Here is a 14,787-nt window from a genome sequence, read left to right as displayed (position 1 = left end):
CGGCAAACTTTTACCAATTGGAGCAAGTTCATGAGAATATGGTCAGTAGCTAATCAAAAAGGTGGCGTTGGTAAAACAACTTCAGTAGTTAACCTTGGTGGAATGCTTGCACAACAAGGTAATAAAGTATTAATCATTGATTTAGATCCTCAAGGTTCATTGACTTGTTATTTTAAAATGGATCCTGATCATATTGCTCATAGCAGTTATAATTTGTTTATGAATGCGAAAAAATTGAATATTTCCTTAATCAAACAATCCATTTTAGCAACGCCTATTTCTGGAATGAGTATCATGCCAGCATCGACTTCGCTGGCAACGTTAGAGAGAAATATATCTCAACAAGATGGAATGGGACTCGTGATATCCAAAGCTTTAACTCAACTTTGGGATGAATTTGATTATGTTTTAATCGATACTCCACCTGTTTTAGGATTGTTAATGATTAATTCACTGGCAGCCTGTCAACAATTACTAGTACCAGTTCAAACTGAATTTTTAGCTATTAAAGGGCTAGAAAGAATGGTGCATACCTTAAAAATGGTTGCTCAATCGTTACATAAAAAAATGGATTACATTGTTGTTCCCACCATGTTTGATAGAAGAACGAATGCTTCTACTTCATCTTTACGATCGTTAAAAAATACCTATCAAAATAATTTATGGGACAGCGCGATTCCAGTTGATACATCGTTGCGTGACGCATCTGCTTTGGGTGTTTGTGTGAATCAAATTAATCCAGATAGTAAAGGTGCCAGAGCCTATAGAAAATTGCTTGAAACTTTAAAAGAAGGAGTGTTAAGTCATGCAAGTTGAAACTTTGTTGTCATCAAAAATTCAATCTCAGTTAACTAATACATCAATGTTTGATAACCCTGTTGGTTGTTATATTGAAGATTTAATAGGCTGTCCTTCTAGTTCCGTGTTACCAAATGTATATGAGAATTTTAGTACTATTGAACATTCTCTTGAAGTTGATTGTATAGAAAAAAAATTTACATTTACCCATGGATTGCAACTTTTACATTTAAATTATTCTATTGACCCTACTACTGAGCTTCATCAAAGTATATTAAACAAAATTGAAACTTACTTTTTAATTGATAAAGTACATGATGAACAATCGTGAAGATTCAAATACTGGCAAGCAACTAGACCATTCTGGATTGGGTGGGAATTTAGTTATGTTTGAATATATTGATCAATTATTAAAAATAGAAACAAAAGATATTGACTCTGAAACACCCTTTCAAAGTACTCAAGAAAAAATAAAAAATGAGAAAAAAGATTGTGTTGATAAACATTCAGTTCTAAAGAGTAATGTTAAGTCGAAATTTAATGCACAATGCATAGAAAATGAAGATACCAGCACTTTATTTAAAACAGAAAAATATAAACCTACTTCATATCAATATAACGAATCTTACTCTCACTCTTTACTTATTTCTTCATTAAAAAATATTGAACTAGATCTTACTTCTAAAGTAGTAACCCCTGAAGTTAGAATACAAAATAAAAATTATCATTCTAATTCAGCGATTAATATCCATGTAAAAACTTTAGAAAAAGTTATTCCAAAAACTAATGCAAAATTTGATGCAACCAACGAAGAATTCTCGATTCATGAAGAATCAAATTTAAATCACGAAGAATCAAAAGATAAATCTTTAATACAAGAGGATTTAAAAAAATTAAATACCTTTGATTGCGTATTAATTAAAATTGGAACTTTGTTGGTTGCATTGCCTATGGTCGCACTTGGCACCATTAATCAAATTATCGAAGCGCCAACACAATTACCAGGCAAACCAAAGTGGTTTTTAGGTGTTCAACACATAGATGAAAAACGTCGATATAATCTGATTGATACTCAGGATTTATTATTTAGCGAACAACAAAAAGAGAAATTGCACTTAATTAACCATCAACCAAAATTTAGTATTAATGTTTACGGTACAAAATGGGCGTTAACCTGTGATCAAATTGTTGGTTCAATTAATGTAAAGAACGAAAATATACAATGGCGGCAACATTCAAATGAACAGTTGATAGCAGGCACAATTAAAGAAAAAATGTGTATGTTAGTAAATGTAACCAATTTATTAAAAAAGATTTCCTAATTTTTAATTATAAATCATCACCTTCCTAAGCATTATGGATTAAATGATCTATAGTTAAAAAAGTATGTAATGTTTGAGGAAACAGTATGAGTACACAAGCAGTAAAAGGCTCTGAAGATCCAATTTTGCAATGGGTTACGTTCCGATTAGATAATGAAACGTATGGCATTAATGTTATGCAAGTTCAAGAAGTGTTGCGTTATACCGAAATTGCTCCAGTTCCAGGAGCGCCCAATTATGTAATGGGCATTATTAATTTACGTGGTAATGTTGTCACTGTTATTGACACACGCGAGCGATTTGGATTACCAAGTCAAGAACTTAGCGATAACACACGAATTGTAATCATTGAAACCGATGAACAAGTTGTTGGCATATTAGTGGATGCTGTTGCTGAAGTTGTTTATTTACGCCAATCAGAAATTGAATTAGCACCAAATGTTGGAAATGATGAAAGCGCCAAATTTATTCAAGGAGTCTGTCATAAAAACGACGAATTATTAATTCTGGTCGAATTAGAGAAGCTGCTTTCTGATGTGGAATGGTCAGATGTTGCTAATATTTAATATCAAGTCCAAAAAGTAAGTTGATAAGAAAGAATGTGGATGGATTAAAAACCCACATTCTTTTTATAAAAAACATTCAATATACTAATTAACCGCTATACAGCGCAGTACTGGCTTGAAATGTAAGTTAGTTTGCTCAAAGAATTCTGAGTACCTGTATTGAATGAATTTAATAACTTTAGAGAAAATTTATAAAAACTAGGCATATCCTTTGCAAACCAATAATAATAAATCAGAAGAAAACCGGGAATCTTTATGTCTTTATTAAACGTTTATAGTACGGATCAAATTGTTACATATGCACTGTTATTTGTAACAGTTATTGCTTTATTAATACTTTGGCAAAGTAATAGACGGCAAAAACAATTGATTCAATTGACCAATGATCAACTTGAAGTTTTAAAACAAGAAATTTTTATCGTAAATCAAGGGGCTATTGGCGTAGGTAAAAAGTTATTGAAAATGCAATTTCAAAAAGCAAAACCCAAAGTTGAAAAAACACACCAGTCTCCAAATTTTAAAAAATCATATAATGACCAAGTGAATTTAAGTCATGCTGCATTTTTAAAAGATGAACTGCCATCAAAAAAAATAGAATTGGCACATCAACTAAGTGAAGAAGGGGCAAATAATCAGAAAATATCCCAATCACTAGGATTTTCCTTTGCCGAAGTGCAGCTGATTCAATCAATGCATAATCATTAAGTAATAAATCCGTACTTTTTGATTATTAAAAGTTGCGATTTACTAATGATTATGAAAAATGCTAAAGTGCTTTAAAATTACATTAAGGGCATAAACTTGAAATATGTAGCATTATGGATATTGATCCTATTTCCTTTATTAACATACGCAAAATCTGAACAGGATCCTTGGGAGCCTGTAAATAGAAAAATTTTCGGATTTAATGAAGCCGTTGATAAAGCATTACTTAAACCCATTGCCAAAAGTTATCAATGGATTACTCCAGAGCCAGTTGATAAAGGTGTGAGTAATTTTTTCTCAAATCTTTCTGAAGTCAAAAATATTCCCAATTCCTTGCTCCAATTAAAATTCAAACACGCAGGAACGAGCACTTTACGATTAACAATTAATTCAACGATTGGGATTGGTGGTTTGTTTGATGTAGCAACTCGTATGGGGCTAGAAAAGCATAGGGAAGATTTTGGACAAACACTTGGTCACTGGGGCGTTAAATCCGGTCCCTATGTGATGATTCCCATATTAGGCCCATCAAATGTTCGTGATTTTGCAAGTATGCCAGTCGATTTTTATGTTGACTCACAACTAAGTCCATTAAATTTATTCGAACTTTCACCATTACAGCGAAATACTCTCACAGCAATTAAATATATTGATGTCCGTGCAGATTTATTGGCTGTGGAGTCTATGTTAACTGGTGATCGATATGTTGCAATGAGGGAATTAACCATTCAATTACGCGAGTTTGATGTAAGAGATGGAAATGTAGAAGATGCGTTTATTGGTGGAAATACTGGTGAGTCTTCTGAAGGATTTGTTGATGAAGAGGAGCTGGATTTAGATTTTTAAAATCAAACGCCTAATCAATTTAGGCGTTTGATTTAAATGTTACTCACCAGGGTGGTCTTTTATATCTTGTTTGATATGCTTGTATGCATACGCAATAACGTAAGCACTTAAGCCAATGATTGCTGCTACAATCACAATGCCTGAAACGATCACTTCATCTAAAAACATAATATACCTTCATATTTATTCAATTATTTGAATATTAATATAACGGCTTAATTTAAATTATCCTATATTCCAAAAGGAATAGTTTCCGAGCAATTTAGGGTTAGGTTTGGATGCTGCTTTCAAGTAATGGCATTGCAAGTAAGTTGTCTTGGTGTCGCTCTATATGTTGTAAACACTGTTTCACTGTTTTGAATGCTAAGTTGTCCCAAGGAATATTGTCAATTTCAAACAACTGTATTTCTGTACTTTCTGGTGTTAATTCCCATTTTGGGCTATGTAATTTAGCCAAATAAAATAAATGAACCTGATCAAAATTTGGAATACATACGATACTTGCCAATTTCTCAAGCTTAATATCAATTTTCGCTTCTTCTTCACTTTCTCGTAATGCTGCTTGCTCGCAAGTTTCTCCATTTTCCATAAATCCACCAGGTAAAGTCCATAAACCAAGTCTTGGTTCAATACCTCTGCGACATAGTAATATTTTATTTTGGTAAATTGGGATGCTGCATACGATTAAACGAGGATTTTGGTAGAAAATAGTTTCGCATTCGTTACAAACATGACGAGGGCGATTATCATCAGCAGGAATAATAAATGAAATTTTTCCGCCACATTGACTGCAAAAATTCATAATAAATTAGCCTTATAGAGTATTTCTGCAAAAGATACTGCTTAAGGCTGTATGGGTCAAATGGATTTTATTAAGCTCTCAATTTACCTTTAGAGTTTTCAAAACAAATAATATCCGCTCGTGAAGTTGAAATATCACGAGAATCTTGAATTTCGCCATTTTCATCAAAAAACGTACGTAATCGATTCATTGAATTGTGCATCATTTTTGAAATTTTCATACAGCTAATTAACGAGTTTGGCGCACGTTGAATTTCCATATCTAAAGTGAATTGTAAGCCTTTTAAACGGGGTTGGTGTTTAGGACTTGCATCACTAATTACTTCATCAATCATACTTTTACGCAATGCTTCTAATTGTTCCGGAGCGTCTTTAGCCATAGCCATTAATGTATCAAAATCTGGTAAATCACGTTGCATAAAAACCTCTCAAAGTATAATTAAAAATTTGTTTTTATAAATAAACAGTTAATAAGATGGTTTGCATAATATCAAATGTAAGCTATAAGTCTTGCTTAACTAGGTAGTTTTATGTGTACTTTTGTAATTTCAAAACTCTATTCTTTAAGTGTAAAAACTCAGTTTTTTCTTAAAAAACAAAGAGTTAATTTGATTAATTCTTGTCATAGTCTAATTTTTATATGGGTAAAATTAAACAAAACTTTACAGTTGTAAGTGAAAATTTAGGAAAATGACAAATTTTAGTCACATAAAACCAATGTATTGGTGACATAAATTGCATAATGAGGCTAAAATGGCAAGTTGGAATGGAGAGTGACTTGAGAGCAACTATGTTAAAAAATAAAATAATATATTTAGTACTGTTATGTGTGCCTACATTAAGTATTGCTGGAGGCAGCATTGATTTAAGTGTGTCAAAAGATGCTGTACGTTTTGAGCATGATGCAATTCGAGTCGATAGTGAAATTCATTTTACTGTGGGTGGGATTTACAATAAACCTGATAATACCTATTTAGTTTCCTCTTCATTTAATGTAGTTGATCAAACCAGTTTAAATAGAGAGTTAATTGGAGCAATTGGCGTAAAAGGCTATATTTACCAAATTGAAGAATCTGCATTTTCAGTAGGCCTTGGTGGTTTCTTCCGTTATAGACCCACTACATTATCTGGATTTTGTGTGGAAGGGCTGTTTTACTATTCGCCTAATATCATGACATTTAATAAAACTAAATCCATGCATGAGTTGGTTGCTCGTGTAAATTATCAAATCCATAATCGAGCGAGAGTATTTGTCGGATATAACCATATTTCTGCCACTTTCAATGATACAGAAGTTGGTGTGCAGGATATCGATAATAGTTTTAATGTCGGTTTTAGATTAAATTATTAATATGAATCCTGCATCCATAACAAATGCTCAATTGCATTATGCCAAGCAATTATTAACACATTACTCGAATTCGTCTTTACCACTTGATGAATCTTTAGTGAAGCAATGTTTATTTGCGCAATTTAAGTTAGTCATCCATGCGCTAGTTTCGGAAATCGGCAGAACGTATGAGTTAAATGTGTTGGAATTTGATCAATCGGTCATTGAAAAAATTAATGGATTAACTAATCAAACAGATGGTATAGCTGAGTTAGCAATATTAAATGAATTGATTTTATCAGGTGAAGAAAACTTTTTTAAAAAAATACTAAATTTTCAGTTAGTTGTTCCAAGCCATTTTAATGAGGATGCTATTTTTAAGACATTCAATACAGAGCAAGAAATATTAAATGAATTGATCAATTTGATTCAATCAATTCGAGAGTTAAGTGTTCAGCAGTAGTTCATTGTTTAATGAGACAATAATAAAATCCAATCCATAAGGTAAAATTATGAGTGATGTTTGGGAAATTGTACAACTAGAGTCAGGTGAAATTGCTTTACGCGAAGCACAGGGGAATAAAGAGCCATTAATGGTGGTTAAATTCCCTCAACAAGATAGCCAAATTAATGAACAATACATTGAAGTAGCTAAAGCCATGTTAAACAGTGGCATGGAAACCTTGGCAAATATACAAGAGCAGGAATATTTAGAACAAACTATGCATAATGAAAGTGATTTTGTTCATTAGTTATGTTTATTTTCTCACAGAGGTATTCAACCATAATTAACCTGTATTTACGTTTTGTCGTAAGTACATTGGTTGGTTTTTTTTTATTAGTACATTCATCGTTTAGTAAAGAAATGATCCGTGGTGGAATACTCACTGCCGTTCCTTTTTATTCCGACCAACATCAATATAACTTCAACCCCTACGAATTAAGATCCGGTGCTCATTATGCGAGAGATTTTATATATGAACCATTATGGATTTTTAACCCTTTAAATCCTGAGAGTAATTTCCCAAGGTTAGCCACGCATTATTATTGGTCTGAAAATTATCAAGAATTAACATTTAAATTACGCCAAAAAGTTAAATTTTCTGATGGTGAGCCTTTTGATGCAGATGACGTAGTTTTTACTGCGAATATGTTAAAAGCGCATCCTGAATTGTCTCAATCAATCGATTGGTTTGATGAGTTAACTCAAACAGGTAATCTGTTAGATGTAATTAAAGTAAACGATTTAGAAGTTAAATTTTTGTTTGCTAAACCCGATCACTTAGCTCATCAGCGTATTGGAAAAATGTATATTCTTCCAGAACATATCTGGAAAAAAATGGTGCACCCACACCAATTTAGCAACCGAAAACCCGTTGGAACTGGTCCGTTTACAGAAGTGAAAAATTTCAATAAAAACAAGTTCCAATTATGCCGTAATACTTATTACTGGGAAGAGGGTAAACCCTATATTGATTGCATGCAATTTCCACAAATCAAAAATCACGAACAAGCGGTTACTCAAGCTGCAAGTGGGAAAATTGATTGGATGAATGCTGTCATTGCTGATATAGATCGAAATTTTGTACAAAAAAATCAAAATAATAAATTTTGGTTTTTTCCTACGGGGCAAACTTCCATTGTTTTGGACACCAACACCCATCCATTCGATATTTTAGAATTTAGACAAGCAATGAGTATGGCGATTGATAGAGATTATTTATTAAAAGTATCCCAATTAAGCATAAGTTCTTCAAATGTAAATCAACAATCTTTAGGGGTATTTAGTAACGATAAAGATAATGCTAATTTAGGTAAATTCGATTACTTATTTCAATATAATCAAAAACAGGCCGCGCAATTGCTGACTCAATCTGGATTTATTGACTCAAATGGCGATGGGTTTCGAGAAAATCCAGACGGAACAAGATTAGCATTTTATATTTCAATTTCATCAGAGCGAACTGATTTAGTTAATGTGCTGATTGCAGTTGTTGAAGATTTACAAGATATTGGGTTAAATGTGCGTATTCAATCAGCCACTCAAACTCAATGGATTGAGTCAGTTGCTTTAGGCAAATATCCTGCTTATATTCAGGGTTTTGATGAAGATATTGTGGATTTAAGCTCAATTGAACATTATGTTAAAACTCAACAAAACAGCACTAAACCCATATCATTAGTCGTTGTACAAAACAGCTTGCAACCATTGTATGATTTGATAGAGCAATATCATGGTATCAAAACTCCATCAGAACAAAGTAAGATTTTATCAAAAATTCAATCATTAGTTTCTGAACAATTACCAACCATTAATCTGTTTTCAAACGCCAAAAGCTACCAATATAACGATTTTTATTTTGAGGGTTGGGCCAATCAAGCCAATCCCTTTATTCGTCCTTCAGTCCAAATGGGCTACCCAGAGCGTGCTATTCACGTGCTTAATCTCTCTTTGAAAACACGCCCTCGCTACCGAATCGAACGCTAAAAAGTTTTATGATATTAGATAATCAGTTAGAAAAAGCCATTTCACGTTGCTTAATTCAAGATCAATTTTGGTTAACGCAGCAAGCAAAAAAGCTAAAAGAGCCCAATCAGAATTTTGTTGATCGCTTTGAAAAATCATTAAAAGCCGTCGAGCAAAAGCAAAATAATGTGCCTGACATCACCTATAACGAAGATTTACCCGTTAGCGGTCGAAAAGATGAAATTATTGAGCTAATCAAAAATAATCAAGTCGTGATCATTGCAGGTGAAACCGGCTCTGGTAAAACCACTCAACTTCCTAAAATGTGTTTAGAAGCAGGCCTTGGAATAAAAGGCCGAATAGGGCATACCCAGCCTAGACGAATCGCCGCTCACAATGTGGCATTGCGTTTATGTGAAGAAATGGGGGTAGAATTTGGCCAGCAAGTTGGGTCCCAAGTGCGTTTTTCGGACAAAACCGATGAGCACACATTAGTTAAATTAATGACTGACGGTATTTTATTAAGCGAGTTTCAATACGATCGTTTTTTAAATCAATACGACTGTTTGATCATTGATGAAGCCCATGAACGTAGCTTAAATATTGATTTTATTTTGGGTTTTCTAAAGCGTGTTTTAGCAAAACGCAAAGACTTAAAAGTGATCATTACCTCTGCCACCATTGATGTTCAACGCTTTTCAGAACACTTTAATCGTGCACCTATCGTTGAAGTCTCTGGCCGTAGCTTTCCTGTGGATATTGATTATTGCGATCATTTTGATGGCAATGTATCTGATCAAATTTTAAGCGCGGTTGAGTATGTTTTAGAAAAAGAAAAGCAAGGGCAAACTCATCAGCGAGGTGGAAGCTTTTTGGTGTTTTTGCCAGGTGAGCGTGAAATTCGTGAAGCCAGCGAAATACTGCGCAAATCCCAAATAAAAGGGATGGATATTTTGCCACTATATGCCCGTTTAAGTACGGGGGAACAACAAAAAATATTCAAACCTAATGGATCAAGACGAATAGTATTAGCAACCAATGTAGCTGAAACTTCGCTTACGGTTCCTGGCATTCATTACGTTATTGACTCTGGTTTGGCCAGAATGTCGCGTTATTCCATTCGCAGTAAAGTACAGCAACTGCCTATTGAAGATATCTCCCAAGCCAGTGCAAATCAACGCTCAGGTCGTTGTGGTCGTATTGCACCGGGTTTATGTATTCGGTTATACGATGAAGCGTCCTTTTTACAGCGTGACGAATTTACAGAACCGGAAATTCTTCGAACCAACTTAGCGGCGGTTATTTTACAAACCCATCATTTACGTTTAGGTGACATCGAAGAATTTGATTTCTTACAAGCACCGGACCATAAATTAATTAGCGATGGTTATCGGTTGTTATTTGAATTAGGTGCCGTGACCAAATCACGTAAAGTAACCAAAATAGGGCAGATGTTAAGTAAATTACCCATCGACCCGAGATTAGCAAGAGTATTGATTCAAGCTCAACAAAACAATTGCTTAAGAGAAGTCAGTATTATTGTGGCAGGCTTGTCGATTCAAGATCCAAGAGAATTTCCCCAAGAGAAAAAAGAAGCGTCGAAACAAGCACACATGCTAGATGCGGATAATGACTCTGACTTTATTTCGTTCGTGAATCTGTGGAATCGATTTGAAACACAGCGCCAAGAATTATCCCAAAATAATTTACGCAAATATTGTAAAAAGCATTTTCTGCATTATTTAAGAATGCGTGAGTGGCGAGACATTCATCATCAATTGGTGAGTAGTTTTAAATCATTAAATTGGAAAATGAACGAGAATAATTCGAATTACGATACGATTCATCAATCGTTATTAACCGGCTATTTGTCTCAATGCGCCATGTTTTATGAAAAAAACCAATTTATGGCCGCAAGAAACAGACAGTGTTTGATTCATCCGTCGACATTAACTAAAAAACGTAATCATAAATGGATTATGTCTGGTCAATTATTAGAAACGAATCAATTATATGCTCGCCTGGTTGCCAAAATTGATCCTAAATGGATTGAGCCATTAGCTCAGCATTTGATCAACACACAATATAGCGAACCGCATTGGTCTAAAAAGCAGTCTCAAGTGGTCGCTTCAGCCAAAATGACGTTATTTGGATTGATTATTGTGGCCAACAGAAAAGTACAATATAACCGAATTGATGCCAAAATCAGCCGTGAAATCTTTATAAGGCAGGGTTTGGTAGAGCAGCAGTTCGAGTCTAATTCAAAATTGATCAAACACAATATCAATCAAATTGAACAGGTTGAAGGCTTAGAAGCCAAAGCACGAAAACGCGATATTTTGGTGGACGATCAATGGTTATTTGATTTTTATGATCAACATATTCCAGAGGATATCAATAACGGCATCAGTTTTCATAAGTGGCTAAAAGATGCCGCTAATGAACAGTTGATCACATTAACCCCTGAAATTCTTACCGCTCAATCGGAACATGGCATTACGGATTTTGATTATCCAGATCATCTTCAATTTAACCAAATGACATTGCCCCTTGCTTACGCATTTAGCCCTGGCCAACAAAATGATGGCATTACTATTACAGTGCCAAGTGCTGTGTTAACTCAGCTAAACAGACAGGCTTTAGAGTGGATGGTACCGGGCTTGGTTAAAGAAAAATGCATCGCTTTGATAAAGTCACTGCCTAAAAATCTGCGTAAATTATTTGTGCCTGTACCCAATTTTGTCGATGATTTTCTTAAATCAAACCCCGACAAAAGCCAGTCATTAACCTCGCAAATGAGTGAAAAAATTCGATACAAAACCGCGGTTATGATTGATCCAGACCAATGGCAAGCCGAAAAATTAGAACAACATCATCGTTTCATTATCAATGTGGTCGATGAAAAGGGTAAAACATTAGAGAAGGGAAATGATCTAGACGAATTAATTGCTAAGTTTAAGCATCATGTCACTAATCAAAGTAAAGTCGCGGTCAGTAAACAAACAAAAACTGAAAATTTGCCCTTTGCGTTCCCTAACAAGCCCGTAATTCCAGAAATATCTGTAAAACATGCTGGTATTTCAATTAAGCGTTATCAGTCATTAGTGGTTGAAAAAGGCCAATTGCAGATTCAAAATTTTGGTGATCAATACCACGCAATCAACCAGCATCAGCAATCGGTTTTACAATTATTAAAACACGATACTATTTCGATGCATAAATCCATTTTAAACGCCCTTAAAAATTGGAAGCAAACGACCCTGTATTTTGCACCATTTGGCCAGGCTAAAGAGCTAAATGACGATTTAATTATGGCCAGTATTGCACGTGCTGCCAATATGGACAAAGACGACATTCCTTATAATGCGTCGTCTTATCAAGACGTGTTATTGAAAGTGCGAAACCATTTAGATGAACAAGCACAAGCGTTGGCGAAACAGTTAAACGATATTTTGAAGTTGCATCACTCAATTAATAAAACCTTAAAAGGCAAAATGAGCTTTGCATTGGCGTTTGTGTTTTCAGATGTTAAAACGCAAATCAGCCATTTAGTGTATCCGAACTTTATACAGCAAACGCCAATAGATCATTTTGAACAACTATCGCGTTACTTAAAGGCCTGTGAAATGCGCTTAGCGCGCCACAGTGGCATTACATCAAAAGAACAATATTGGGTTGAACAACTTAATAATTATTGGAAACAGTTTCAAACATTGCAAGAACAGTTAGTTGAACAACAGCGCGTGTTGCCGCAACTTGAGACCTTTAGATGGATGCTAGAAGAGTATCGCATTTCATTATTTGCCCAAACCATTAAAACGCAATATCCAATTTCTCAAAAAAGAATGGATAGATGTTGGGAAGAAATCCTACAACAAAATTCCCTATAAATATCAAATATTTATAGGGATGGATCCTGTGAGTTCACCCGAAAGTGGTTAAATAAAAAATGCTACATAAATTTACTCAGGGTGTAATTGTTTTGTATTGAATTTAATTAAAAAATCAAGAAAACAGAAAGTTACAATCGTATTTTTATCGAAAAAGAATATAAAATCAATGAAGATAGCATCAACTTTTTATTAATTGTATATAAACTAACTGGCAAGAATGTGATCTGTTGTCCATACTAAATGTAACAGAGACACAGTTTGGTTAAGTTTTATTCGATTTACTTGAAATTGTAATTAAATTGTTCATATTAACTAGTAATGTTTTAAGTTGGTTTTTTATGATGGCACAGTGCAAACCGTTAGAGATGGATTCAATTATTCCATCTAAGCGCCGTTTAAGCGCAAATAAATGGCAAAGAACCTGGAATATTCAATTTGCTGATAACATTCCAAGTGCCCAAAATCTTCAAGTTTTTTGCAAAACGTATTTTCAATCTTCTGCTTTTGATTTAACTGTAAAAATTAAAAGTCTTAAAATTGCGACCATTATTTTTGATTTTGAATTGATTGAACAAGATGTTGAGTTGGAGTTAGTATTTAACTTTTTATTAGAATTAGATAATAAGTTTTTACCTTTAGTTCGAATTGAAGATAGATTGTTTAAACATTGGGACTTTAATGAATTAGCTAAAAAAATGTAGTTTTCCTACTTCATTTCTAACTTTTCTATTGTTATTAACTTATCTTTGTTTTTTATATTTTCTCTTATATCTATTTTTCTTTATAAACCTCCTCTAAGTGCCCGGTAATAAAAATTCAGCCAGTGAAAGATTTTATTCCCTCCGGGTTTAAAATAAAAAAGGATCCGCCCCCTAATCTTTTAATTCGCAAGTAACTTTAAATTATTCGAATTTGGATCTGACCCTTGGTTTCATTTTTGTGATTTATTTAAATTACAACGATATCCGCTTCTAATGCGCCAGCTTGCTTTAATGCCTCTAAAATTGCCATTAAATCACCTGGGGCAGCTCCAATTTCATTTACTGCTGTGACGATGTCATCTAGTGTAACTGCAGGACCCATGATAAACATTTTGTTGTTTTCTTGATCAATATTGATTTCAGTATCTGGAATTACAGCGGTTTGGCCGTCACTTAGTCCATCTGGCTGGCTGACATCTAAAGTATTTTTAATTGAAACGGTTAAGGAACCATGGGTAACAGCTACAGGATGCACTCTTACATTTTGTCCAATGACTATTGTTCCAGTTCTGGAATTTATGACTATTTTTGCTGCCTCGTTACCAGGTACCACTTCTAAATTTTCAACAATTGAAAGAAATGAAACCCGTTGGTTGGCATCTCTTGGGGCTGTTACGCGAATTGAACTTGCATCCATAGCGTATGCTGCACCTTGACCGAATAAATCATTGATGGTTTTTGCCATATGCGTGGCGGTGGTAAAATCAGGGCGCGTTAAATTAAACGTTAAATGATCACCTTCGTTAAAACTATTGCTAACGGTACGTTCAACACTTGCTCCATTAGGGATTCGTCCAACTACTTGAACATTAACTTTAATACTCGACCCATCTGCACCGTCTGCTCCAAAACCACCTACAACTAAACTGCCTTGAGCTAATCCGTATATTTTTCCATCTATGCCTTTAAGTGGTGTCATCAACAATGTACCCCCCCTTAAAGATTTAGCATTGCCAATACTTGAAGCTGTAATATCGATTTTTTGACCGGGTTTTGCAAACGCGGGCAGAGTAGCATGCACTGCCACTGCGGCGACATTTTTTAGTTTTGGATCCGTTCCAGCTGGAACGGTGATACCAAATTGCTTCATCATGTTGTTAAATGTTTGGTTGGTAAAGGGCGCTTTATCTCCTGTACCATCTAAACCCACTACCAATCCATATCCAATTAATTGATTCTCACGTACTCCTTGAACACTGCTCATATCTTTAATGCGAAGTGCGAAGGTTTGAGTGCAAATGAATAATAAAATAAATATTAAACTTAACTGTTTCATGATGATTCCTAATTAAATATTA

General features: G+C 34.3%; 16 protein-coding genes. 12 read left to right on the top strand and 4 right to left on the bottom strand.

Annotated elements, in window-relative coordinates:
* Positions 1–30 precede the first annotated feature (30 nt).
* The 6 genes from TYM08_RS09915 (at position 31) to TYM08_RS09890 (ending at position 4,237) form a co-directional block, all read left to right on the top strand.
* The gene (locus TYM08_RS09915; RefSeq protein ID WP_422378992.1) at positions 31–816 is read left to right on the top strand and encodes a ParA family protein; all 786 of its coding nucleotides are present in this window, start codon (positions 31–33) and stop codon (positions 814–816) included.
* A complete protein-coding gene (locus TYM08_RS09910; protein ID WP_422378991.1) occupies positions 806–1,129 on the top strand; it encodes a hypothetical protein in 324 nt (107 codons plus the stop codon). The genes TYM08_RS09915 and TYM08_RS09910 overlap by 11 nt, the downstream gene beginning before the upstream one ends.
* Positions 1,113–2,120 (top strand): chemotaxis protein CheW, encoded by a 1,008-nt coding sequence (locus tag TYM08_RS09905; protein ID WP_422378990.1) that lies wholly within the window; start codon positions 1,113–1,115, stop codon positions 2,118–2,120. The genes TYM08_RS09910 and TYM08_RS09905 overlap by 17 nt, the downstream gene beginning before the upstream one ends.
* Before the next feature lie 86 nt (positions 2,121–2,206).
* Complete coding sequence (locus TYM08_RS09900) at positions 2,207–2,686, top strand: chemotaxis protein CheW (RefSeq protein WP_422378989.1); 480 nt, start codon at positions 2,207–2,209, stop codon at positions 2,684–2,686.
* 255 nt (positions 2,687–2,941) lie between these two features.
* Positions 2,942–3,391, top strand: coding sequence for a hypothetical protein (locus tag TYM08_RS09895; protein WP_422378988.1), 450 nt, complete (start codon positions 2,942–2,944; stop codon positions 3,389–3,391).
* 96 nt (positions 3,392–3,487) lie between these two features.
* Positions 3,488–4,237: an MlaA family lipoprotein gene (locus TYM08_RS09890; RefSeq protein ID WP_422378987.1), complete on the top strand. Its 750-nt coding sequence runs from the start codon at positions 3,488–3,490 to the stop codon at positions 4,235–4,237.
* Positions 4,238–4,276: 39 nt separating this feature from the next.
* Here TYM08_RS09890 and TYM08_RS09885 read toward each other — a convergent pair whose 3' ends face one another.
* From TYM08_RS09885 to TYM08_RS09875, 3 genes are all read right to left on the bottom strand, one after another.
* Positions 4,277–4,405, bottom strand: a complete 129-nt coding sequence (locus TYM08_RS09885) for a hypothetical protein (protein ID WP_422378986.1) — start codon at positions 4,403–4,405, stop codon at positions 4,277–4,279.
* A gap of 100 nt (positions 4,406–4,505) precedes the next feature.
* The gene (locus TYM08_RS09880; protein WP_422378985.1) at positions 4,506–5,039 is read right to left on the bottom strand and encodes an NUDIX hydrolase; all 534 of its coding nucleotides are present in this window, start codon (positions 5,037–5,039) and stop codon (positions 4,506–4,508) included.
* 70 nt (positions 5,040–5,109) lie between these two features.
* Complete coding sequence (locus TYM08_RS09875) at positions 5,110–5,457, bottom strand: DUF3135 domain-containing protein (RefSeq protein ID WP_422378984.1); 348 nt, start codon at positions 5,455–5,457, stop codon at positions 5,110–5,112.
* Positions 5,458–5,828: 371 nt separating this feature from the next.
* Here TYM08_RS09875 and TYM08_RS09870 point away from each other — a divergent pair, with 371 nt between their 5' ends.
* From TYM08_RS09870 to TYM08_RS09845, 6 genes are all read left to right on the top strand, one after another.
* Positions 5,829–6,389, top strand: coding sequence for a YfaZ family outer membrane protein (locus tag TYM08_RS09870; protein ID WP_422378983.1), 561 nt, complete (start codon positions 5,829–5,831; stop codon positions 6,387–6,389).
* A 1-nt stretch (position 6,390) separates the two neighbouring features.
* Positions 6,391–6,831, top strand: a complete 441-nt coding sequence (locus TYM08_RS09865) for a hypothetical protein (protein ID WP_422378982.1) — start codon at positions 6,391–6,393, stop codon at positions 6,829–6,831.
* Positions 6,832–6,880: 49 nt separating this feature from the next.
* A complete protein-coding gene (locus tag TYM08_RS09860; RefSeq protein ID WP_422378981.1) occupies positions 6,881–7,120 on the top strand; it encodes a hypothetical protein in 240 nt (79 codons plus the stop codon).
* Between the two features lie 2 nt (positions 7,121–7,122).
* Entirely contained in the window at positions 7,123–8,856 is a 1,734-nt protein-coding gene (locus tag TYM08_RS09855) for an ABC transporter substrate-binding protein (RefSeq protein ID WP_422378980.1), read from the top strand.
* 8 nt (positions 8,857–8,864) lie between these two features.
* Complete coding sequence (gene hrpA / locus TYM08_RS09850) at positions 8,865–12,725, top strand: ATP-dependent RNA helicase HrpA (RefSeq protein WP_422378979.1); 3,861 nt, start codon at positions 8,865–8,867, stop codon at positions 12,723–12,725.
* 302 nt (positions 12,726–13,027) lie between these two features.
* Positions 13,028–13,429 (top strand): hypothetical protein, encoded by a 402-nt coding sequence (locus TYM08_RS09845; protein ID WP_422378978.1) that lies wholly within the window; start codon positions 13,028–13,030, stop codon positions 13,427–13,429.
* Positions 13,430–13,676: 247 nt separating this feature from the next.
* On the opposite strand, the gene TYM08_RS09840 is transcribed toward TYM08_RS09845, so the two are convergent.
* The gene (locus TYM08_RS09840) at positions 13,677–14,765 is read right to left on the bottom strand and encodes a flagellar basal body P-ring protein FlgI (protein ID WP_422378977.1); all 1,089 of its coding nucleotides are present in this window, start codon (positions 14,763–14,765) and stop codon (positions 13,677–13,679) included.
* Positions 14,766–14,787: the final 22 nt, after the last annotated feature.

Origin of the sequence: Marinicellulosiphila megalodicopiae (assembly GCF_045862395.1) — a bacterium.
Lineage (GTDB): Bacteria > Pseudomonadota > Gammaproteobacteria > Pseudomonadales > Natronospirillaceae > Marinicellulosiphila > Marinicellulosiphila megalodicopiae.
The sequence above is the reverse complement of the archived record's forward strand: the minus strand, read 5'-3'. Positions and strand labels throughout refer to the sequence as shown.